Here is a 22836-nt window from a genome sequence, read left to right as displayed (position 1 = left end):
TTTTAATGGATCAAATTAACTTAAGAGATATAATTAAATTAATTATTAAGAGAAAATGGATCATTTTAGGTTTTACAGCATGCTGTGTAATAGTTAGTGCAGTAGTCAGCATGTATTTTGTTACGCCTTCGTACAGCCACAGGACAATATTCAATATAAGTCCTGTTGATTTGAAAACTGGACTGGAACAGCAGGAAACAATTATTTCAGCTGGAGTACCGGGCAGCAACGAGACGTACAACAAGCATGCAAATAGAATGCTTGGAGCTATTTTAAATAAAATGTCATATCCAAGATATGATGCAGATTCTGTTGCTTCCATGATTGGAAGTGCTGAATTTAAAGATAGGGTGTTTAGCGGAAACGACTTGGGTAGCAAAGTATCAATGCAGGTTTCCGGCAACAAGGACTTAAATCAGATTACAATAGTATCCCTATCTCAATTCCCTGAGGAGCTTTTAAAGGTTGGAAAAGCAGTAAAGGATTTTCTTCCCGGTTATATATCGGGCCAAGCTGCAAAATCAGTTGAAAAGTCAGCAATGCTTGTAAAGGACGGACTAAAAATCGAGAATGAAAACCTTAATAAGTATAAAAAAGAAATATCAGAATTTATAGCTAGAGATGGCGGAAAGGTTGAAAACCTTTCAAGTGAAGCCGCAGTAAGGTATAGGGACATTGAAAACAATTATGTACTTGCTGCTCAGGCATATGACTCATACAAAATTATTGAGAAAGAAATGTCTCTTATAAAGACGGGTTCAATCGAAAGTATGTTGAATCTTCAGTTATCTTATGAAGATAGTGCACCTGTTAAAATTTCTCCTAAAATAAAGGTGAATTTAATCCTTGCATTTGTTGCAGGGTTTATGTTTATATTGTTTTTCCTCACAGTTTTTGAATTTTGGTATAAAAAGCAGTCCTAACCAGTTAATTATTTTATAATACTATAATGGAGGAATGGCTATGAAAGTTCTAATAACGGGCTGTAGAGGCCAACTTGGATTGGAATTGGCAAGGCAGTTTAATGAATTTAATGGTGTTTATAATTTGATTGAGACTGATGTCCATAACCTTGATATAACAAATCAGGTAATGGTTTTTGAACTGGTTAAGGCTCAAAAACCTGATGTAATAATTAATTGTGCTGCATATACAAATGTTGACGGATGCGAGAGCGACGAATTGAATGCCTACAGGGTTAATGCAATTGGCCCCCAAAACCTTTCAGCGGCAGCATTATCAGTAGGTGCAAAGATGGTACAGGTATCAACGGACTACGTCTTTGACGGAACAGGCAATACTCCAAAAGTTGAAACTGACCCGATGAACCCCAGAAGTGTTTACGGAAAAAGCAAGGCTATGGGTGAAATACTTGTAAAGGATACAAATCCAAGGCATTTTATAGTTAGAACAGCATGGCTTTACGGAGAAGGAAACAATTTTGTTAGGACAATGCTTAAGTTGGCGAAGGAAAAAGATGAGGTAAAGGTGGTTAACGACCAATTTGGGTCACCTACCAGCACAAAGGATTTGGCTAGGTGCATAATTAAGCTTATAAATTCAGAAAGCTATGGAACTTACCATGGGACCTGTGAAGGAAGTTGCAGCTGGAATCAGTTTGCAAAAAAGATTTTTGAAATTAAGGGAATAAATATAAAAGTTAGTGAGATGACTACGGAGGAATTGAACCGACCCGCAGAAAGACCTAAATATTCAGTTCTTGATAATTTTATGCTAAAGCTTGTAGGTATAAATGAATTCAGAAGTTGGGAAGAGGCATTAACAGATTACTTGAAGGGAGAGGTTTAATTATGAAAGGCATTATTTTAGCAGGAGGCACAGGCTCAAGGTTGAACCCGCTTACAAAGGTAACAAATAAGCATCTTCTGCCTGTTGGCAGATGTCCAATGATTTATCATCCTATATCAAAGCTTAAATCAGCAGGACTTAAGGACATTTTTGTAGTAACGGGAAAGGAACATGCCGGGTCAATAGTAAATCTACTGGGCAGTGGTTATGAAATGGACTTGAAGTTCACTTACCGGATACAGGATCAAGCAGGAGGAATTGCACAAGCTTTAGGACTTGCAGAGGAATTTGTAGGAGACGACAAATGTGTAGTAATTTTAGGGGATAACATTTTTGAAGATAATATTAAAGATTGTGTTGAAAAATTCAATAAGCAGCCTGAGGGTGCAAAGATTCTTATAAAAGAGGTTGAAGACCCGCAAAGGTATGGAGTTGCAGAGCTCTCCGGTGATAAGGTTATTTCAATTGAAGAAAAACCCAAAAATCCCAAGTCAAACTATAGCGTAACCGGAATTTACATGTATGACAGCAGTGTTTTTGAGATAATTAAGACACTTAAGCCTTCCGGTAGAGGAGAACTGGAGATTACCGATGTAAATAACGAGTATATCAGGAGAGGCACTATGACAAGTGATGTATTAAAGGGCTGGTGGACCGACGCCGGGACCTTTGATAGTCTGGCTTATGCAAGTAAGCTTGTTGAAAATGTGGAGATATGTCTCTAAACTACATTAAAATCAGTAATAATCTATATTTGGCGGAGCAAAATAACGAACTATAATTATTACATATACGCAATTTGGAGGAAACTATGAAAACCATGATAGTTACCGGTGGAGCCGGATTTATTGGAAGTAATTTTGTAATTTACATGCTTAATAAATATAATGATATAAAAATAATTAATTTAGACAAATTAACATATGCAGGGAACCTGGAGAACTTAAAATGCGTCCAAGATAATAAGAATTATGTATTTGTTCAGGGGGATATTTGTGACAGTGAGCTGATAGATAAATTATTTAGGGAGTACGATATATCCCATGTAATAAATTTTGCAGCAGAAAGCCATGTTGACAGGAGCATTACCGATCCTGACATATTTATCAAAACAAATGTTGGAGGCACTGCTAACCTCTTAAATATTGCCAGGAAATACTGGGAAGTAGATGGGAAATACAAGGAAGGCGTCAAGTATCTGCAGGTTTCTACAGATGAAGTATATGGATCACTTGGTGATACTGGCTTCTTTATGGAGACAACTCCATTGGATCCTCATAGTCCCTACTCTGCAAGCAAGGCAGGAGGAGACCTTATCGTCAAGGCTTATGCAGACACTTACGGCATGCCTGTAAATATCACCAGGTGCAGTAATAATTATGGGCCTTATCAGTTCCCTGAAAAGCTCATACCTCTTATGATAAACAATGCACTTACAAAAAAGTCCCTTCCGGTATACGGTGATGGAAAGAACATCCGTGACTGGCTTTATGTTGAAGACCACTGCAGTGCAATTGATATGGTACTGCATAACGGTAAACCTGGAGAGGTGTATAATGTAGGGGGGCATAATGAAAGGGAAAACATCCATATAGTTAAGACTATTATAGGCTATCTCAGGGAACATGTGGACAGCACAATAGATGAAAGCCTTATCAAATATGTAGAAGACAGGAAAGGCCACGACAGAAGATACGGTATTGATCCCGAAAAAATTAAAAGGGAGCTTGGATGGTATCCTGTTACAACCTTTGAAGTTGGAATAGAAAAGACAATCAAATGGTATCTCGATAACAAGGAATGGATGAATAACATAACCTCGGGAGATTACCAGAATTATTACAAAAGTATGTATGAAAAGGGTGTGTAATTTTGGGCAAATTCAATTTTATTGATACGGGAATTAAAGACCTTTATGTTATTGAGCCAAAGGTATTTGGTGATAACAGAGGGTATTTCATGGAAACATATAATTATAATGATTTCAAGGAAGCTGGATTGGATATGGCTTTTGTCCAGGATAACCAGTCAAAATCCTTTAAAGGAGTCTTAAGAGGACTCCATTTTCAAGTGAATTTCCCTCAGGGAAAGCTGGTGAGGGTGTTGTCCGGGGAGGTTTTTGATGTAGGTGTGGATATGAGGAAAGATTCTCCTACCTATAAAAAGTGGTTTGGAGTTGTCCTTTCAGCAGAGAATAAAAAGCAGTTCTATGTTCCGCCTGGGTTTGCACACGGTTTTTTGGTTTTATCCGATGAGGCCGAGTTTGCATACAAGTGTACAGAGTTTTATCATCCTGAAGATGAAAGCGGAATTATGTGGAACGACCCTTCCATCGGTATAGAATGGCCTTTAGAGGGTATTAATGAAATTGTTCTTTCCGAGAAGGACAAAAAGCTTGGGACTTTATGAGAATGAAAGTAAAGATGTTTAGTAATAGGAGAAGAAATTCAGATGGTTAAGGAAACTACAATTGATATGAAAGTAATATCAGTTTTATTGCTGCTACCTGTGGCCATTTTTATAGGTTTTGCTTCTTCTATGCGTGGAACCGAGATGGTTAGTGCGTTGATTGTGCTCTCAAGTATAGTTTTTATTTCTATGGGACTAATAAAAAGCAAAGAAACAGGGCTTGTTATAGTTTTATACCTTGCCTTTATCACACGTTTGGTACTTGCAATTCTTAATTCGTTTTATATACATCTGCCGGATAGTGGTACGGATGCAGTGGCATTTGAAGACTTGGGATGGAAAGTTGCCCAAGCTTGGGAAAATGGTGCCGTACCACCCGATACTCCGGGAGCGTATTTATATTCCAAATTTGTAGGATTAATTTATTTCTTAACAGGAAGATCGCCCTTTGTTGCACAGTTTTTCAATGTTATTTTTGGATTTTTTACTGTGTATTTTGTTTATAAACTGGTAGTTGAAATAGGCGGTTCCAAAAAAGCAGCATTGACAGGAAGCCTTGTTGCAGCATTATTTCCAACGCTTAACCTGTATTCGGCTGTTATTTTAAGAGAAAATGTAATAACCCTTTTAAGCCTTATATCTGTATACTATTTTATAAAATGGGTAAAAGGAGGATTATTATATCATATTGTCCTTTCAGTAATTCTACTCACAGCTGCAAGTTCGGTACATGGTGCAATGATTTTTGTTGGAGGAGTATATCTATTCTTTTTCTCTTTTTATAAGCCTGCAACCAAGCAATGGAAACTCATTAATAAAGAGGTTGTTATTGCAATTGTTTTGACTCTTGTGGTAATGGTGTTTTTTAGGTCTAGGCTTCTTAATAAGCTGCCTGCAGACATCAGTTTAATTTTTTCGCCGGAATATCTAAAAAGCAGATTGATACCTTTAGCAGTTGGAAGAACCGCTTATCTCCAAGGATTTTATCCTGCATCTATTATAGACATTGTAATACATACTCCTATAAGGATCATATATTTTTTGCTTATGCCATTTTTATGGAAAGTTTCTGGAGTGTTTGATATAATAGGTTTTGTAGATGCCGCCTTTTATGCGGTATTGATATTTTTTTGTTTAAAAAGCATTAGAAAAGCAGGATGTGAAAACAAAATTCTTTTTATAGCTCTATTTGCAATAATGTTGATTGAGATTTTAACATTTGCCTGGGGCACTTCCAATTATGGAACAGCAATAAGACATCGGCAGAAGATTGTATGCCTCCTTATTGCTTTAGCTTCAGTTGGCAGATATGGGATGCAAATTAGAATAAACAAAAAAGATAAATTTCATGTTAATGAAAAAAGTGGGGAGTGATTATAATGAAAAAGTGTATTAAGATAATGTTATTAGGCATGCTATTTACAATAATTATAGTAAATTTGGCATATGCAGATGCACCATATTTGTTATACAACGATGATTTTGAAGAAACCGCTCTACAACTTACAGGTTCTGATACAGCAAGCCAAAAGTTTACTTCATATAAGGATTTTAATTGTATTGAGGTTCAATGTCCCAGTTGGAGCAATAATACAGGAAATTTGACGTTAAAGCTTTACAGATGGAATAAAGATTATAGCACAACTATAAACTCTGCACCAATAGAAGTAAAGTATTTTATTGATTTCAAGGATAATGAATGGTTATCGTTGAAATTATCAACTCAGAATTCCGGAGAATATTTATGGGAATTAAGTAATCCAACTGAAATTGTGGGTGTATGGAGAAAGAATGGTAATTTAGGCAATAATACCGCATACTTAAACGGTAAAGAAACAGAGGGTGAATACAAGGCAAGGATATATTTCACTACAAAGGCAACAGACTTATATGACCCAAATAGTACATTTACCCCGGTAGAATTAACAGGTGGGAAAAATACGGCAGCTTCTAAGATATTTGCGACTGATAAATTCAAGAGTGTTGAGGTGTTTTGTCCGAGTTGGAATAATGCAATCGGAAACTTAACATTAAAATTGTATAAATGGAGTTCCGATTATTATACCACTATAAATTCTGAACCGATAGCATCCAAAGCATTTGTGAATTTTCAGGATAACTCATGGTTAACATTGAATTTTGACAGCCAGCAGGCGGGATACTATTTATGGGTTCTTAGCAACGGGGATGAAACAGTTGGAGTTTGGAAGCATCTAAATAGCACTGGCCTTAATATAACTTATTTTAATGGTGAAGAAATAAACGGGGATTATAAAAGTAGAATATATTATGATGACTATGAAAATCAAAATCCTTCTGTTACTCCTTCCAATGATGGAATTAAGATTTGTGGTTATGTGAAGAGTGATGTTGCAGGATCAATTAATGGACCAGAGCATACAAATGAGGGATTTAAAGTAGAAATACCTGAACTGAATGTGTGGGTTAAAACAAGGGAAAACGGATATTTTGAGATATACAATGTACCTGTTTCCGTAGCGAGCAGGACACTTGTTATTTCAAAGGAAAGTTATTTAAAAAGAACAATTGACATACTTTCAGTTAGTAAAGATACACAGCTTAGTACTAAAGAAGCACCTATTAAAATTTGCCCAGGGGATATAGTTCAGGATAATGCCATTAATATGATGGATGTTATAGAAATTGCCAGTTTATTTAATACATTTGAAGGTTCGGAAAATTATAGATGTGATTTAGACAGGAATGGTGTAATAAATATAGAAGATTTTTTGATTATAGCCAAGCATTTTAATAAATGTTCCGAAGACTATTTTACTGAAAATGATCTTTCATATATAGAGCTTTAAGAATGATTATAGGCCTCATAGAATTTGACTGGAGAAGTAATAAATGCAGATAAGTTCGATAAAAAATATTTCAGGCTCTGGCAAACGGCTGATTTCAAATTTCTTTTCATTAGCTGTTTTGCAGATTTTGAATTACTTGTTTCCGATAATTACCATGCCCTATTTATTAAGGGTCATCGGGGCAGAGAAGTTTGGGATAATTGCAATACAAACGGCAACGTTTTCGTATTTTCAATTGCTGGTAGATTACGGGTTCAATCTATCGGCGACCAAGAATATATCGGTAAATAGGGATGATAAAAATAAAGTATCGGAAATTTTTAGCTCTGTAATGACAATAAAGTGCGGTCTATTGGCAGTTAGTTTGATTATTATGGTAATATTGATAAACGTAATAACAGCATTTAGAGATTATCAAACCATTTATTATATTGCTTTTATAGGTTTAATTGGCAATGCTTTTTTCCCGGTTTGGTTCTTTCAGGGGATAGAAAGAATGAAGTATATAACATATTTTAACTTTTTCTCCAGGCTAGCATTTACAGTTTTAATTTTTATAGTTATTAAGGTTGAAAATGACTATTTTAAAGTTGTACTATTAAACTCGATAGCATCAATAATAATAGGTATAGTAAGTGTATGGATTGTGGTTGTTAATTTTAGAGTAAAGTATATGATACCGAGGTTTTCAGTGTTAAAGGGGTATTTCTTGGAGGGGTGGTACATTTTTATTTCCACTTTTTCTGTAAACATGTACATTAACTCAAATACACTTATTTTGAGGGCTTTTACTAATGATACTGTTGTGGGATATTATTCCATGGCAGAAAAAATTATTACAGCGGTTAGAAGCTTGGCAAGTGTAATTTTTCAAGCTATTTATCCCTATGTATGCAGTAAGGCATTAGAGTCAAAAGAGAAATTAAAAGATTTTTACAGGAAAGTATTTATACCGGCGGTCATTGTGTTCTTAAGCGGATGTTTGATTCTGCTGGTCTTCTCGGGACTAATAATAAGATTGATGGCTGGGGAACAAGTGATTGAGTCAGAGGTGATTCTCAAGATATTGAGTTTTGTTCCTTTTATTGTTGTCTCAAACATTCCTGCATATCAGACCATGCTTGCATATGACTTTAAAAAGAGTTATACATCTGTGTTGTTTACAGGGTCAGTATTAAATATAATTTTGAATTTAGTATTGGTTAATATGTTTTCAAGTTATGGAACTGCAGTATCGGTTTTAATTACAGAATTGTATATTACTGTTGGTTTATATATAGTTTTAGAGCTAAAGCATCCAAAATATTCATTGTTTAGGAGTTGACGATGGCGAATCTTTATGATAGCAAAGATAAAAGTTATTACGCACATGTTCGTAACGATATAATATGCATGATACCAGGTACAGGCCATAAGATTCTGGAAATAGGCTGTGGTTGTGGTGCAACACTAATCGAATTAAAGAAAACCGGAATAGCTTCAGAGGTTGTGGGTATTGAGATAAACCCCCATACCATTAGACATAATGAAGCTTTATTGGATAAAACAATTGTTGGAAATATAGAAACAATGGAGCTTGAATTTCCTGAGAATTATTTTGATATAATAATTATGGCAGATGTCTTGGAGCATCTTGTTAATCCTTGGGAGGTTCTTAAAAAGGTAAAAAGGTACTTGAGTAAAAGCGGGTATATTGTTACCAGTGTGCCCAATATTAGGGAGTTCAGTACAATGAAGACTATCTTCCTAAAGGGGGATTTCAGGTACGAGGAAGCTGGAATTATGGATAAAACTCATTTAAGGTTTTTCTGTAAAAAAAATATTATGGAATTATTGAGCAAGGACTACGATATTGAGAGAGTTGAGACATTTCCAGAACTAAAAATAGGTAAGAAGGCCCTCTTAAACAGACTTACGTTTAGAAAACTGGAAGAGTTTTTGGTAATTCAATATATATGCCTTGCAAAATATAAAAAGGAAAATTGAAAAGATGAATAATAATCCATTGGTTTTTATTATTGTACTAAACTATAATGGGTTAAAAGATACAATTGAATGTATCAAAAGCCTGGAACAAATTTCATATAAGAATTATAAAGTCATAGTGGTGGATAATGCCTCAACAGACGGTTCGGAAGAGGTTCTTACCGGCAAATTTCCCGATGTTATTTTTATAAAAACAAAGGAGAATCTGGGTTATGCCGGAGGCAATAACATAGGTATAAAACATGCTATGGATAACAATGCAGACTATATTTGCATAATTAATAATGATGTGGTTGTGGAGCAATCGTTCCTCGAACCTATTATCAGCAAGATGGAGAGTGATAAAACCATTGGTATTGCAGGATCAAAGGTTTGCGAATATTCCGATCGGACAAAAATACAATCAACAGGTTCCATTTTGCATTTATCAAGAGGCAATGTGTACCAGATTAATACTGGTGCTTACTCTTCCCAGGTTACTGAGGATTTGGAAGTCGATTATATAAGCGGTTCTTGTCTTGTTGCCAGGAGAAAACTTTTAGAGAATGTGGGCTTAATACCGGAAGTTTATTTTTTATTCTACGAAGAAAATGAATGGTGCCTTAGGGCCTGGAGGGCCGGATATAAAGTCAAATGCATTTGTAATAGCGAAATATACCATAAGGGGTCAAGTACAATTGATAAAATTTCTGGAATAAAAGAGTATTATATGATCAGAAATAATATCATATTTGTTAAGCGAAATGCTCCATGGTTGACATATAAGTTGTTTATATCAAGGAGAATGCTGAGAATGGCTTACAACTCCATGATTGGCGTATTAAAAGGAAAAATTAACAAAAATGCCATAAAGGCATTTATAGATGGGATGAAATATAAAAAGGGCTATGAAGGAATATACAAAAGGATTGGTTAGTATTATAATACCTACCTATAATCAGGGAGCATATATTAAGGAAGCTGTCAACTCATGTCTTACCCAGAGCTATAAAGATATAGAAATAATAGTAGTAGATGACGGCTCAACAGATAATACAAAAGAAATAATGATGCCCTTTATAAAGGAAGGTGTTATTAAATATATATATCAGGCTAACAGTGAGCGCTCAGCTGCTAGAAATAACGGCATAAGAGCAGCTCAAGGTGAGTTTTTGCAATTTTTGGACTCTGATGATTTGCTTGATAAGGAAAAAATTAAAATGCAGGTGGATTTTTTAAATTTGCATCCTGAAATTTTTGCTGTTTATGGTGTTTCCAAGCAATTTAAAGAGCATCCGGGAGATTTTGTATTAATTAAACCTAAAGAACTTATTGGTGATATTTCTCATGAACTTATAAAGTGGAATTTTATAACTATCAATGCAGTAGTCAGCAGGAGAGACGATATTTATTTTGATGAAAGTCTCAATACTGCAGAGGATTGGGATTATTGGCTGAAGCTAAGCCTTAAAGGCCGAAAATTTGCATATATGGAACAGAGTGTATGTTATGTACGTTGGCATGGCTCAAACACATCCCATAATAAAAGATTGATGCTTATTGGTGAGCTTAAGGTCCTGGAAAAGACTGAAGCAGATTATGGGTCCGAAAATATGAGTGGAGAAAAAATAAAACAATTGCAGGATTTAATCACCTATGGGATGTTTCAAAGACTATACAGGCTCAAGAATAATAATGCAATGGAAAAGCTATATCAGGTTTTAAAGATTAATAAAAAGCTTTTTGTGAAGGGACTTATATTTGCGGTAATTAATTTGAAAAACAGATGCTGATACGGTATCATTACTATGAAATTTGATATATAAGAAGAGGCAGGTTGAAATGGAGAAAAAGGTACTAATTATTGGCCCATATTTTCACGGTTATAATCAAAGTGTTGAAAAAGCCTTTAAAAAGCTGGGCTGGGAAACCAAGGTAGTGGATTTTTATGAAAGTTATCATCCTATTACATATAAAAACAGATTTTTGTATGGGCTTTTGCCTCTTATTGGGGTAAAACACTTTGCTACAAAGTATGATAACTATATAAATTCAGTTATGCTAAAAGAATATAATGAGTTCAAGCCGGGATTAGTATTTGTAATAAAGGGGCATAAGGTTATGGAAAGTACTCTTATGGCTATGAAAAAATCAAAAACAATATTGTGGATGATGGACTCTATTTTTAATCGCTACGGTAAAAAATTTTACACGTACAAAAGCATTCTTAATTATGATTTCAGATTTATGTTTGAGTATACTGATGTAGTCAATTTTGAAAAGGAAGGCGTTAAGGCATACTTTATGCCAATGGCCTATGACGAAACAATATATTATCCTGAAAAAAATGCAGTTAAAGATATCGACCTTTTTATGACAGGATTGATATATCCTGTAAGAGAAAAGATAATGCTTCGTTTAATCAAGGAATTCAAGGACATAAAAATGAAGTTTTACGGACATTATCTGGTGTGGAGATATCCTTTAAGATATATACGATACTATTTATTAGGATATAGGAAATACTTCATGGACAGGAATATAGAGCCTTCAGAGATAAATAAGCTTAATTCAGGATCAAAAATCACATTAAATATTCATCACAATCAATCAAACTTCGGGTGCAATCCAAGGGTTTATGAAACACTTGGCAGTGGAGCTTTTCATATTGTTGATGAAAATGATTATATAAAAGATAATTTTAGTGATGCAGTGGTAACTTTTAAAAACTATGAGGATCTAGCTAAAAAACTGAGGTATTATTTAAATAACCCCAATGAAAGGGAAATAATTGCCGAGATAGGACATAATAAGGTATTTAATAATCATAAGTATACTGATAGAATAAAAGAAATATTGGATATAGCGGGAATAGAAACTTAATCTTAAATTACAATTAAGGATACCAACTGTGAAGATTTATATAAGTTTGGAATCTGTAACGAAAGGTACTGATTATGTGTTAAATATACTGCATGTATTGCCAACTGATAAGTTCAGTGGTGCTGAAAAGGTAGCTGAACAGATATGTTTGAATGTTGACCGGAATAAATTTAATGTGGTCATGATCTGTAACGGTGGAACATTAATTGAGAAATATAAAGCTGAAGGTATTAATACAGTTCATATTAATGTAAACAAAATAAATATTAAGAACCTTATTGAGTTTAAGAAAGTTTGTATCTTAAACAGGATAGATATTGTTCACGCCCATGGCTTTAGAGCATCAATGTTTGCACTTGTTGTAAAAAAGCTTTTTTTACGAAAACTAAAGATTATTTCACATATTCATGAATGTAGTGAATGGCTTATGAGAAAAACATGGGTCAGAGGAGTTGACAGGGTTATCAGAAATTCCTATTCAATAAATTTGATGTGTGGACAAAAGGTTCTGGAACATTATACTAAATATGGAAGCTATATAGATAAGTCAAATATTAGGGTATTGTCAAATGCTATTGAAATTATTGATCCGGAAAAGATTGACATGAGTGAAGCAAAAATCCGGCAGGGAAATGAGTTTATATTTGGCTTTATCGGCTGTTTGGCATATAGAAAGGGTTTAATTTCTTTTCTTCAAAAGCTTTCTGAGAGAAAAGAGATTTTAGATGGAGCAAAAATAGTCATAGTAGGTGATGGAGACCAAAGAGAAGAGCTCGAAAAAATAGTGGGAGAAAGTATGTTAGCTGAAAAGATACTATTTTTAGGGCATCAAGATGATATTTATAAGTATTTGATTCATTTTGACCTATTTATACTTCCGTCAATTGTTGAAGGTTTGCCTATGGTGATACTTGAGGCAATGTCAATTGGAAAGCCCGCACTTGTGTTTGATGTCGGGTCGTTGTCTGAGGTTGTGAAGGATCGGGAGACAGGCTATCTGGTAAAGCCACAGGACTATGCTGCATTTTTTGAAATTATGAATAAGGTTAAAAGTGACAAGAACGAGCTTAATAGGTTGGGATTGGCTGCAAAACAGCATATTGAAAATGAATTTTGTATCAATAAATATATAAAATCCGTAGAAGATATTTATTTAAGACTAATGAGTTAAGGGCATTTCAAAAAATACATTATTTAAGTATTTTTTTGTATAAAAAGGGAGTAAACAATGTGTGGAATAAATGGATTTGTACTGAAAAAAAAAGCCTCTGCTGATGAAAATATAAACATCATAAATAAAATGAATTCCCTTATCATTTACCGCGGACCCGACAGTGACGGTATATATGCCGATGACAAAGTGGCACTTGGAATGAGACGGCTTGCCATTATTGACCTGTGTACAGGAAAACAGCCTATCTATAATGAAGATGGTACAAAGGTAATTGTGTTTAACGGAGAGATATACAATTTTAAAGGACTTCGAGATGACCTTATCAATAAGGGGCACAAGTTTAAGACTAAAAGCGATACCGAGGTTATACTCCATTCATATGAGGAATATGGTACAAAGTGCCTGGATAAACTTAACGGAATGTTTGCCTTTGCTATCTACGATCTTTTAAGCAGGGAAATATTTATAGCAAGGGACAGGGCTGGTGAAAAGCCTCTATACTATTACAGGGACAATGAGAGATTTGTATTTGCTTCAGAGCTTAAAAGCATAATCAAAGCTTTTGATATAAAAAAGGAAATAAATAAAACAGCATTAAATCAGTATTTTTCGTTAACCTATATTCCCGCACCTCTTACCATATTTGAAAACATATACAAGCTAGAAGCAGGTTCCTTTATTATTTATAAGGAAGGCAGCTTAAGAATTGAAAGGTACTGGAATATTGACAGCCAGGAAGTAAATACAATTTACAGCTATGATGAGTGTAAAAGAAGGCTTAGGGAGGCCTTGTTTACTTCTGTAGAGCAAAAGATGATTAGTGATGTGCCTTTGGGTGCATTTTTAAGCGGGGGAATTGATTCCTCCATAATGGTAGGAATAATGTCAAAGCTTTCTTCAAGGCCTGTTGAAACATTCACCATAGGGTTTAAGCTTAAGGAATTCGATGAAAGCGACAGGGCACAAATAGTTTCCCAAAATAACAAAACAAACCATCATGTACACATTCTTGATTACACCCATGCTGTGGAGGAGCTGGAAAACATATTGGAAACCTTTGATGAGCCCTTTGCAGATTCGTCATCCATACCTACCTATTTTGTATCAAAGTTTGCAGGCCAGCATGTCAAGGTGGTATTGACAGGGGACGCAGGAGATGAGCTTTTTGCAGGCTATAGTAAATACATGGTAAATTATTATAGCGACATGTATAATAAAGTGCCCAGGGTCCTCAGAAAGAGCTTGATTGAGCCATTTGTATACAAGATGCCGGATAGGAGCTCTATTTCAAGAAAAGTCAGGAAGGTTATTGAAAGCTCTGAAAAGGATATGTTTGAAAAACGCAGAGAGCTTATGTTTCTGGGGTTTAATGGCACTAGACTTGGGAAACTTTTAAAAGCTGGAAATATTTCCAGTGAATCATATGATATAATTGAAAAGACATATAACAGAAATTTGGAATTTGATGAACTTACAAGAACACTTTATACAGACTTTAAGATTGTGCTTGAAGGGGATATGCTTGTCAAGGTTGACAGGATGAGCATGTTAAATTCCATTGAAACCAGGGTTCCCATGCTTGATAAAAATGTTATTGAGCTGGCTTTTAGTATGCCGTCGGATTTTAAAATAAGAGGGAGGAATCAAAAGTTTATTCTTAAGGATACCTTTAAGGATTTGATTCCGCATGAAATTCTGGGTAAATCCAAGAGGGGCTTTGCTGTTCCTATTGGAGAATGGTTTAAGGGCCCTCTTAAAGGTATGCTTATAGAGCTCCTTTCAAAGGAGTTTATTTTAGAGCAGGGATTATTCGAGTATGAATATATTGCAAATCTTCTGGAAGACCACTTTGCTGAAAGGGTTAATAATGCATATCCTCTTTGGGCTTTGTTTGTTTTCCAAAATTGGTATAGGAAATATTTTAATTGAGAAATTGATTTACTACAATAACAAATTAACATTTACGTGAATTTTGCTGTCATTTTGCAGTAAATTCAATTAATAAATAATTAGTAAGGTTGGAAATTAAATGGATAATAAGCTTAAAATGCTCCAGATATGTGCGGTTGGGTTTACAGTTGAAAAGCTGCTGATGCCGCTTATTGAGGAGATGAGCAAGAATTATGATGTGACTACGGTTTGTACCAGAGATGATATTTCCGATAAGCTTAAGGCTAAAGGCTATAAAATTGACAACATAAATATTGACCGCAAGATAAGCCCTGTGAGGAATTTAAGAACTGTATGGCAGCTTTATAAATACATGAAAGCTGGTAGATTTCAAATAGTACATGTTCACACACCCGTGGCTGGAATTCTAGGCAGAATAGCTGCAAAGCTGGCAAGGGTGCCTATAATCATATATACGGCCCATGGCTTTTATTTCCATGACAATATGAGCCCAATTAAAAAGAACATATTTATCGGCGTGGAAAAGCTCGGGGGATGGCTTTCCGACTATATATTTACTCAGAGCAGCGAAGACTGCAAGACTGCCATTGAAAAAAAGATCATTGATAAATCTAAAATTCTTACAATCGGCAATGGAGTGGATGTTGAGCGGTTTGATCCTGCCCGTTTAAAAGACAGCATTGCTGTAGAAAACCTTAAAATTGAACTGGGAATCCAAAAGGATGATGTTGTTGTGACAATACTTGGAAGGGTTGTCAGAGAAAAGGGTTATATGGAATGGGTGAGAGCAGCAAAAGAGATCACTGAAATTTATGGCAATGTTAAGTTTCTTGCAATCGGCAGTACCCTTGAATCGGACAGGGATGGGATAAAAGCTGATCTTGACAACTTTATAAGTGAAAACAACCTAAAGGGAAAAGTTATATTTGCAGGATCAAGATCTGATATTCCGGAGCTTCTTGCTATTACAGACATATTTACACTTCCGTCTTACAGGGAAGGGATGCCAAGATCCCTTATAGAGGCCATGTGTATGTGCAAGCCTGCTGTAGCTACTGATATAAGGGGCTGCAGGGAAGAGGTTGATGAAGGTAATACCGGCTTTTTGGTTCCAGTAGCAGATTATAATGCATTGGCAGAAAAAATAAAATTTTTAATTGATAATCCCGATGAAAGGACAAGGATGGGGGTTAACGCAAGGAAGAAGGCATTAGAGGAGTTTGATGAGAAAAAGGTTCTCATCCGCCAACGGGAAATAATTCAAAAACTCGTAAGTGAGCAAAAATTATAACGGAAATTATTTTTTGATTATACTTTAATTGACAGCGGTTATTCTATATTTAAGGGTTGATTTACTAACAACTGTTTTATATACTTGGTATATATGCACACCGATAAATATATTAAAGATTTAAGGCATTTTTTAGAAAGAGTGAGGCAAATGAAGAGAATTTTTGACTTTTTATTTTCTATAGCAGCTATTGTAGTGCTGTCACCGATACTATTGGTTTTAGCTCTTATAGTGAAGTTTACATCCAAAGGTCCTGTAATATTCAGTCAACGGCGAATTGGTAAGGATAAAAAGGAGTTTGACATATACAAATTCAGGAGTATGTACGTTGATACACCTAAGGATGTGCCTACCCATCTTTTGGATAAGCCGGATGCTTTTATAACTCCTGTAGGTAAGTTTTTAAGGAAAACAAGCCTTGACGAGCTGCCGCAGCTCTTTAACATATTAAAGGGCGAGATGAGCTTTGTAGGTCCCAGGCCAGCGTTATATAACCAATATGACCTTGTAGAACTCAGGGACAATGTGAAGGCAAATAGTATCAGGCCGGGAATAACAGGATGGGCACAGATTAATGGCAGAGATGAGCTTCCAATACCTGTTAAGGTTGAATATGATAGGTATTATGTTGAAAAAATGTCATTGTTTCTGGATGTTAAAATAATCCTAAAGACATTTACCAGTGTACTTTTGTCAAAAGGTGTTGTAGAGGGTAAGCAGGAAGAAGTTAAAGAGAAAGAGCACATTAACGTTTAAGTCTCTTGAGTTTGTCTGTTACAAATATAAGTATGGGGGACAATGATATGAGAAGAAAAATTAGATCGAAGCTTCTGGTGCTTTTAGATATATTTCTAATAAATATTGCCATACTGTTTTCATATTTGCTAAGGTTTGACGGTGATTTGAACAGTATGCCTCCTGAAGTAAAAAAGAATATAGTATATATATTTATTGCTGCAACTCTCATAAAGGTTTTGTCAAATGGATTGTTCAAGCTTTACAGCAGCCTTTGGAGATATGCAGGAATATATGAGATGTTAAATATAGTAAAGGCTGCATTTATTGGAAATGTTATTATGCAGTGTTTGGTTTTTGTAGAGCGTATATTTGTTGAAAAGGATATATTTATATTTAAGGTAACTATACCTGCAAGTATTTTTGCCATTTGTTTTTTGGTTGACATCTTTATGCTTGGTGGTACAAGGTTTGCCTATAGGGTATTCAGAAGGATTGTAAAAGGCGAAAAGATCCAATTGAAAAATTCAAAAAGGGTATTAATTGCAGGCGGTGGAAATCTCGGTGCCGTACTTATAAGGGAACTTAGACGACATACTGAATTAAACAGTGTGCCTGTTGCAATAATAGATGAAGATCCCTATAAAATCGGCAAGGAAATAAATGGGGTACCAATAATAGGTCAAAATAAAGATATATTGGATATAATAATACGCAAAAAGATTGATGAGGTTATTATTACCATACCGGGTGCCTCTAACCAGGTAATAAACGAGATATATAATGAATGCTCAAAGACGGATTGTAAGGTAAAGATTCTTCCATCAATGGCACAGCTCATTGACGAAACGGTTATGATACAAAAGATAAGGGATGTTAACATAGAGGACCTTCTTGGAAGAGAACCGGTTAATCTGGACATTGAAACAATAACATCCTATATAGAAGGGCAGGTCATTATTGTTACGGGCGGAGGCGGATCAATCGGATCGGAATTATGCAGGCAGATAGCATCATTTAAACCAAAGCAGCTGATTATATTAGATAATTATGAAAATAATGCATATGATATTCAAAATGAGCTTATATATAATCACCCTGAGCTAAATTTGGTAACCATTATCGCCAACATAAGGGAAAAACACAGAATAGAAAGTATATTTAAAAAATATAGACCTAATGTTGTATTCCATGCAGCAGCACACAAACATGTGCCTTTAATGGAAGCAAACCCTACGGAGGCTATAAAGAACAATGTTTTCGGTACCATGAATGTAGCTGAGTGTGCGGACAGGTATGGTGCGAAAAAGTTTGTGCTTATTTCAACAGACAAAGCTGTAAACCCGACAAATATAATGGGTGCTACAAAAAGAATTGCTGAAATGATAATTCAGGCAATAAATACACAGAGCAAAACTGAGTTTGTAGCGGTAAGATTCGGTAACGTTTTAGGAAGCAACGGCAGTGTTATCCCTTTATTTAAAAAGCAAATTGAACAGGGAGGACCTGTTACGGTTACTCATCCTGAGGTAACAAGGTTTTTCATGACCATTCCTGAAGCTGTGCAGCTGGTTATTCAGGCCGGTGCTATGGCAAAGGGAGGGGAAATATTCGTGCTTGACATGGGAAATCCGGTTAAGATATATGACTTAGCCAGAAACCTGATAAAGCTATCAGGTTTCGAGCCTGATGAGGATATAAAAATAGAAATTTCAGGATTAAGACCCGGTGAAAAATTATATGAGGAGCTTCTAATGGATGAAGAGGGTCTTAAATCCACAGCTAATAAAAAAATATTTGTAGCAAAACCTGTTTTTACCGATTTAGTATTGTTAAAGCGTGAGCTAGATCGCCTGAAGGAGATAATAATGACTGATGCCAATGAAGTCATGGAATATGTTCAAATGATTGTTCCTACTTATAAAAAAGCTCAATAGCATAGAACTTTATACTTTTCTGTTATAGAAGGTTAGAACTCTATCAAGCCTTCTGCTGTAATGTTGGACGGAGTAGCTCTGTAGATCGAAGTTGTTGGTTTCAATGAGCTTGTTAAGACGGACGTGCATACGGGCAATCACCGAATATATGAGTTCTTTTGACATGAAATAATAGCCTCCTTTAATTGACTTGATAAATCAACTGACTTTATTTCAGAATAACAGCATAAATGTAAAATGAACTGAAATAAATATTAAATTAAAATCAATGTAAGATAATGTTGATTTTAATTTAATAATACATTTAACGTTATTTTCTATATATTCAAATCAAACAGGGACAACCTACTTGATTCTAATTATAACATATTATGGAAATTTATCAATGGAAATTATTAAAATTTATAAACCATAAATTTGTGATTTTATTTTTGCTTATAAATGTTATAATGTATTAAGAATAATGCACAATTAATTATATATATTATCATTTTCTGTTAGGAGTGTGTTTTGTGAATAAAAAAATATTGATAGTGGAAGATGAGAAAAATATTGTTGACATCTTGAAGTTTAACCTTAATAAGGAGGGATTCGATACAATAGAAGCACATGATGGAGAACAAGGGTTGGAGCTGGCATTAAATCAAAAGCCGGATTTGGTTCTTCTAGATATTATGCTGCCAAAAATGGACGGATTTACAGTATGTCGCAAGATTAGGCAAAGTCTTTCCACACCTATATTAATGCTTACAGCTAAGGAAGAGGAAGTGGACAAAGTATTGGGTCTTGAGCTGGGGGCTGATGATTATATCACAAAGCCATTCAGCCCAAGAGAGTTAATGGCAAGGGTAAAGGCCAATATCAGAAGAACTGCTCTCTCGGAAGCACCATCTTCGGGTGCTGATGGTGTTATGAAGGTAGGCAACCTTGTTATTGATTTTGAACGTTATGAGATTAAAAATGACAATAATACGGTAGAACTAACTTTAAGAGAATTTGAACTTGTTAAGTTTCTGGCCATTTCCCAAGGTCAGGTATTTTCCAGGGAAGTTCTTTTGGAAAAGGTCTGGGGTTATGAATATTATGGGGATGTGCGCACAGTTGATGTAACTGTAAGAAGAATAAGAGAAAAGCTGGAGAAGAACCCAAGTGAGCCTGAGTATATAATAACAAAAAGAGGAGTAGGTTACTTCTTCAAAAAGGTAGGATAAGATGCATTTTCGGGAGTTGCGTTGGAAGTTTATAAAGAGGTTTTTTTGGAGATTTTCACGAAGCCTGCAGTGGAAGTTGGTTTCAATCTTTATATCAATAACTTTAGCCCTTATGATTATAATGTGGCTATTTTTAATTGACTCAATAGAATCTACTTATTTCCAGAGTTTTAAGACAAGCATAGAATCAGGATTGAACAAATGGGAGTATAAAAACAACCCAAGTGCAGGGAAAGAGCAAGTTACAGAGGATCTTGTCAATAGAAATAGTGCAATTCTCATTTTCTATGCTGGGGAAGACAGAACTTATGCTATTGTTGATAGCGATAATCTGGAACCAGAGGATATTGTTTTTTATGATTCTAGGTACAAGGACAATAATAGAAGAAGTGCCTATCTGGAGGATTTGCTCAAATCAAAGAATTTTGTCACTGCGTTATCTGGTGAGACAGGTGACAAGGAAATTTTGATGCATACAGGTGATGGGACTGCTTTTTATGACTATGCCTGGACTAATGGTAATTATATACTATATTTTAGGTATTACAGGCAGGATTTGGGTAATACTATTGATAATCTCAATATTGATCTCTTAAAAAGTTCAATAATAGCAATAATTCTTTCGTTGCTTATCGGATATCTTCTTTCAAAAACCATTACCATTCCGATTATAAAAGTAATGCATAAGGCACAAAAGGTTGCTGGAGGAGATTTTGACCAACTGGTTGATGTAAAATCCGACGATGAGATTGGAAAGTTGACAAAGACATTTAACTTTATGGCTAAAGAGTTAAAACAGAAGATAATTGGTATATCCAGCGAAAAAAGCAAGATAGAGACTATTTTAAAATATATGGCAGATGGTGTTATTGCATTTAATATGTCAGGTGAAGTAATACATTCCAATCCGGCTTCTTTAAGGATGCTGGGTATAAAGGATGCAAGCTTTACATTTTACGAGTTTGCAAAGAGCTATTCACTGGATATAAGTATAGAGGGTCTTCTTGAAGCAGAGTCATCTACGACTAGGGAAACCAATATAAGAACCATGAACAAAATTATAAAAATCTACTTTGCTTTGTTTACCGATGAGGAAAACAAAGCAGAGGGGATTATTATTGTGCTTCAGGATATTACAGAGCAGCAAAGACTTGAAGAAATGCGGAAGGAATTTGTTGCGAATGTTTCTCACGAGCTAAGAACGCCTCTTACATCTATAAAGAGCTATGCAGAAACTCTTTTAGACGGTGAATATAAAAATGGTGAGATAGCTGAGAAATTCCTGGGTGTAATTAATTCAGAGGCAGACAGAATGACAAGACTTGTTAAAGATCTGCTTCAATTGTCAAGTCTCGATAACCAAAAAGTGCACTGGAACATGAAAAATATCAAATTGATAGAAATTGTAAAGAATTGTGTAAATAAAATGTCCATCGATGCAAAAAACAAGGAGCAATCACTGGAGTTTTTTGTTGAGGAAGATCCTGGAGAATTGTATGCCGACAGAGACCGTATAGAGCAAGTAGTGATTAACATAATAAGTAATGCTATAAAGTACACTCCCGCGAAAGGAATTATAACAGTAAGTGTGGGGGTAAATGAAAACATGGCATTTATAAAGGTAGCTGACACAGGAATTGGTATATCGCAGGAGGATCTTAAGAGGGTGTTTGAAAGATTTTACAGGGTTGATAAGGCACGTTCAAGGGAGATGGGCGGTACAGGCCTTGGATTGGCAATCGCAAAGGAAATTGTAGAAGCTCATGGAGGTACTATTTCAATTTCGAGTGAACTTGGTGCTGGTACTGTGGTTGTTGTTAACTTAAAGATGCTATATGAGGTAAGGCATGAATGAAAAATTACTTACGCTTTCTACGCGGGTGTTGACGAGTTAAGTCAACACATGAGCGAAATTTATAGCGTAAGTTATTTTTGATCATGACTAAGGCATGAATGAAAAATTACTTACGCTTTCTATGCGGTTGTAATTTAATTTTAAATTCAATGTAATAGATTTGTAACATAAAATGTAGTATAATTAATTTAGAGTCATATATATAGAAGTTTATAAAAAATAATTTGATTTTATGTTTAATCATTTTGAGGTGTTGTACAATGTATAAAAGAATTTGTAGTTTTTTGACAATTTTTATTGTGTCGGTCTTAATGCTATCAACTGTTTCATTTTCCTACCAAATGGATGGTTCTGATGATGTAATTGATGATGAAATAATTTACAGCAAGGATACCAAACCAACGGCCAAACAGTTTCTAGTTACTATAACGACTCCTGAGAAAGAAAAAGTCGAGGGAGAAAAGTCTTATGTAATTTGCGGTGTTTCAAAGGATAAGGAACCTGAAAGTATAGTTGTTAGGTTACTGAGGTATGATGAAGAAACAAATACGTACATAGATTTTCCTGATTCTGAAGGCGATACAAAATGGGAGCTTGGAAGGTTTGGAGTTTTAATAAAGGAAATAGAATTTCCTAAAGACGGTGTTAACAAAATAAGGATTGCTGCCTACAAGAAAAGTTCAGGAAAATTTCATCTTATTCGCGGCGAAAACCTTCAGATTACTGATTACTCAGTTTCAGTAAAGAAAGACGATATTACTGAAAAGATTAAAAACGGCATTATAAAAATAACAGACTTTTTCAAAGGGATATTCAAATAAACTAAAA

20 protein-coding genes are annotated in these 22836 nt (G+C 35.0%); all 20 read left to right on the top strand.

Annotated features, from left to right (window positions below; genetic code table 11):
* The first annotated feature begins 5 nt into the window (after positions 1-5).
* On the top strand, positions 6-923 hold the full coding sequence (locus Bccel_RS23800) for a Wzz/FepE/Etk N-terminal domain-containing protein (RefSeq protein WP_036935144.1): 918 nt from the start codon (positions 6-8) through the stop codon (positions 921-923).
* 40 nt (positions 924-963) lie between these two features.
* Entirely contained in the window at positions 964-1809 is an 846-nt protein-coding gene (gene rfbD, locus Bccel_RS23795) for a dTDP-4-dehydrorhamnose reductase (RefSeq protein ID WP_036935146.1), read from the top strand.
* Positions 1810-1811: 2 nt separating this feature from the next.
* A complete protein-coding gene (locus tag Bccel_RS23790; RefSeq protein WP_036935149.1) occupies positions 1812-2534 on the top strand; it encodes a sugar phosphate nucleotidyltransferase in 723 nt (240 codons plus the stop codon).
* Between the two features lie 86 nt (positions 2535-2620).
* Positions 2621-3679: a dTDP-glucose 4,6-dehydratase gene (gene rfbB, locus Bccel_RS23785; RefSeq protein WP_036935151.1), complete on the top strand. Its 1059-nt coding sequence runs from the start codon at positions 2621-2623 to the stop codon at positions 3677-3679.
* A gap of 2 nt (positions 3680-3681) precedes the next feature.
* Positions 3682-4218, top strand: coding sequence for a dTDP-4-dehydrorhamnose 3,5-epimerase (gene rfbC, locus Bccel_RS23780; RefSeq protein WP_036935152.1), 537 nt, complete (start codon positions 3682-3684; stop codon positions 4216-4218).
* A gap of 42 nt (positions 4219-4260) precedes the next feature.
* A complete protein-coding gene (locus tag Bccel_RS23775) occupies positions 4261-5592 on the top strand; it encodes an ArnT family glycosyltransferase (RefSeq protein ID WP_036935155.1) in 1332 nt (443 codons plus the stop codon).
* A 5-nt stretch (positions 5593-5597) separates the two neighbouring features.
* Positions 5598-7046 (top strand): dockerin type I domain-containing protein, encoded by a 1449-nt coding sequence (locus tag Bccel_RS23770; RefSeq protein ID WP_050753782.1) that lies wholly within the window; start codon positions 5598-5600, stop codon positions 7044-7046.
* 43 nt (positions 7047-7089) lie between these two features.
* Complete coding sequence (locus Bccel_RS23765) at positions 7090-8370, top strand: flippase (RefSeq protein ID WP_036935163.1); 1281 nt, start codon at positions 7090-7092, stop codon at positions 8368-8370.
* A 2-nt stretch (positions 8371-8372) separates the two neighbouring features.
* Positions 8373-9032 (top strand): class I SAM-dependent methyltransferase, encoded by a 660-nt coding sequence (locus Bccel_RS23760; RefSeq protein ID WP_152966081.1) that lies wholly within the window; start codon positions 8373-8375, stop codon positions 9030-9032.
* Between the two features lie 4 nt (positions 9033-9036).
* A complete protein-coding gene (locus Bccel_RS23755) occupies positions 9037-9948 on the top strand; it encodes a glycosyltransferase family 2 protein (RefSeq protein WP_081926720.1) in 912 nt (303 codons plus the stop codon).
* Positions 9920-10804, top strand: coding sequence for a glycosyltransferase family 2 protein (locus Bccel_RS23750; RefSeq protein WP_050753780.1), 885 nt, complete (start codon positions 9920-9922; stop codon positions 10802-10804). Before Bccel_RS23755 ends, Bccel_RS23750 begins: the two co-directional genes overlap by 29 nt.
* Before the next feature lie 49 nt (positions 10805-10853).
* A complete protein-coding gene (locus Bccel_RS23745) occupies positions 10854-11894 on the top strand; it encodes a CgeB family protein (RefSeq protein ID WP_036935168.1) in 1041 nt (346 codons plus the stop codon).
* 28 nt (positions 11895-11922) lie between these two features.
* Positions 11923-13065, top strand: a complete 1143-nt coding sequence (locus Bccel_RS23740; RefSeq protein ID WP_036935179.1) for a glycosyltransferase — start codon at positions 11923-11925, stop codon at positions 13063-13065.
* Positions 13066-13122: 57 nt separating this feature from the next.
* Entirely contained in the window at positions 13123-14997 is a 1875-nt protein-coding gene (gene asnB / locus Bccel_RS23735; RefSeq protein WP_036935182.1) for an asparagine synthase (glutamine-hydrolyzing), read from the top strand.
* A 100-nt stretch (positions 14998-15097) separates the two neighbouring features.
* Positions 15098-16270, top strand: coding sequence for a glycosyltransferase family 4 protein (locus Bccel_RS23730; RefSeq protein WP_036935186.1), 1173 nt, complete (start codon positions 15098-15100; stop codon positions 16268-16270).
* Positions 16271-16420: 150 nt separating this feature from the next.
* Complete coding sequence (locus tag Bccel_RS23725; protein WP_036935191.1) at positions 16421-17026, top strand: sugar transferase; 606 nt, start codon at positions 16421-16423, stop codon at positions 17024-17026.
* A gap of 47 nt (positions 17027-17073) precedes the next feature.
* Positions 17074-18942 carry a polysaccharide biosynthesis protein gene (locus Bccel_RS23720; protein WP_036935193.1) on the top strand — a complete coding sequence of 623 codons (1869 nt, stop codon included), beginning with the start codon at positions 17074-17076 and terminating at the stop codon, positions 18940-18942.
* Positions 18943-19454: 512 nt separating this feature from the next.
* On the top strand, positions 19455-20153 hold the full coding sequence (locus Bccel_RS23715; protein WP_036935196.1) for a response regulator: 699 nt from the start codon (positions 19455-19457) through the stop codon (positions 20151-20153).
* Between the two features lies 1 nt (position 20154).
* Positions 20155-22008 carry an ATP-binding protein gene (locus tag Bccel_RS23710; protein WP_036935199.1) on the top strand — a complete coding sequence of 618 codons (1854 nt, stop codon included), beginning with the start codon at positions 20155-20157 and terminating at the stop codon, positions 22006-22008.
* A gap of 260 nt (positions 22009-22268) precedes the next feature.
* Positions 22269-22829, top strand: a complete 561-nt coding sequence (locus Bccel_RS23705) for a hypothetical protein (protein WP_036935202.1) — start codon at positions 22269-22271, stop codon at positions 22827-22829.
* The last annotated feature ends 7 nt before the right edge of the window (positions 22830-22836 follow it).

The organism is Pseudobacteroides cellulosolvens ATCC 35603 = DSM 2933 (assembly GCF_001262605.1).
Classification (GTDB): Bacteria; Bacillota; Clostridia; order Acetivibrionales; family DSM-2933; genus Pseudobacteroides; species Pseudobacteroides cellulosolvens.
The sequence above is the reverse complement of the archived record's forward strand: the minus strand, read 5'-3'. Positions and strand labels throughout refer to the sequence as shown.

Excerpts from the sequence above, each read along its gene's own strand:
- Bccel_RS23725 (WP_036935191.1), top strand. The coding sequence starts at position 16,421 with ATGAAGAGAATTTTTGACTTTTTATTTTCTATAGCAGCTATTGTAGTG.
- asnB (WP_036935182.1), top strand. The coding sequence starts at position 13,123 with ATGTGTGGAATAAATGGATTTGTACTGAAAAAAAAAGCCTCTGCTGAT.
- Bccel_RS23760 (WP_152966081.1), top strand. The coding sequence starts at position 8,373 with ATGGCGAATCTTTATGATAGCAAAGATAAAAGTTATTACGCACATGTT.
- rfbB (WP_036935151.1), top strand. The coding sequence starts at position 2,621 with ATGAAAACCATGATAGTTACCGGTGGAGCCGGATTTATTGGAAGTAAT.
- rfbD (WP_036935146.1), top strand. The coding sequence starts at position 964 with ATGAAAGTTCTAATAACGGGCTGTAGAGGCCAACTTGGATTGGAATTG.
- Bccel_RS23765 (WP_036935163.1), top strand. The coding sequence starts at position 7,090 with ATGCAGATAAGTTCGATAAAAAATATTTCAGGCTCTGGCAAACGGCTG.
- Bccel_RS23790 (WP_036935149.1), top strand. The coding sequence starts at position 1,812 with ATGAAAGGCATTATTTTAGCAGGAGGCACAGGCTCAAGGTTGAACCCG.
- Bccel_RS23750 (WP_050753780.1), top strand. The coding sequence starts at position 9,920 with ATGAAGGAATATACAAAAGGATTGGTTAGTATTATAATACCTACCTAT.
- Bccel_RS23745 (WP_036935168.1), top strand. The coding sequence starts at position 10,854 with ATGGAGAAAAAGGTACTAATTATTGGCCCATATTTTCACGGTTATAAT.
- Bccel_RS23710 (WP_036935199.1), top strand. The coding sequence starts at position 20,155 with ATGCATTTTCGGGAGTTGCGTTGGAAGTTTATAAAGAGGTTTTTTTGG.
- Bccel_RS23705 (WP_036935202.1), top strand. The coding sequence starts at position 22,269 with ATGTATAAAAGAATTTGTAGTTTTTTGACAATTTTTATTGTGTCGGTC.
- Bccel_RS23720 (WP_036935193.1), top strand. The coding sequence starts at position 17,074 with ATGAGAAGAAAAATTAGATCGAAGCTTCTGGTGCTTTTAGATATATTT.
- Bccel_RS23770 (WP_050753782.1), top strand. The coding sequence starts at position 5,598 with ATGAAAAAGTGTATTAAGATAATGTTATTAGGCATGCTATTTACAATA.
- Bccel_RS23800 (WP_036935144.1), top strand. The coding sequence starts at position 6 with ATGGATCAAATTAACTTAAGAGATATAATTAAATTAATTATTAAGAGA.
- Bccel_RS23730 (WP_036935186.1), top strand. The coding sequence starts at position 15,098 with ATGGATAATAAGCTTAAAATGCTCCAGATATGTGCGGTTGGGTTTACA.
- Bccel_RS23755 (WP_081926720.1), top strand. The coding sequence starts at position 9,037 with ATGAATAATAATCCATTGGTTTTTATTATTGTACTAAACTATAATGGG.
- Bccel_RS23775 (WP_036935155.1), top strand. The coding sequence starts at position 4,261 with ATGGTTAAGGAAACTACAATTGATATGAAAGTAATATCAGTTTTATTG.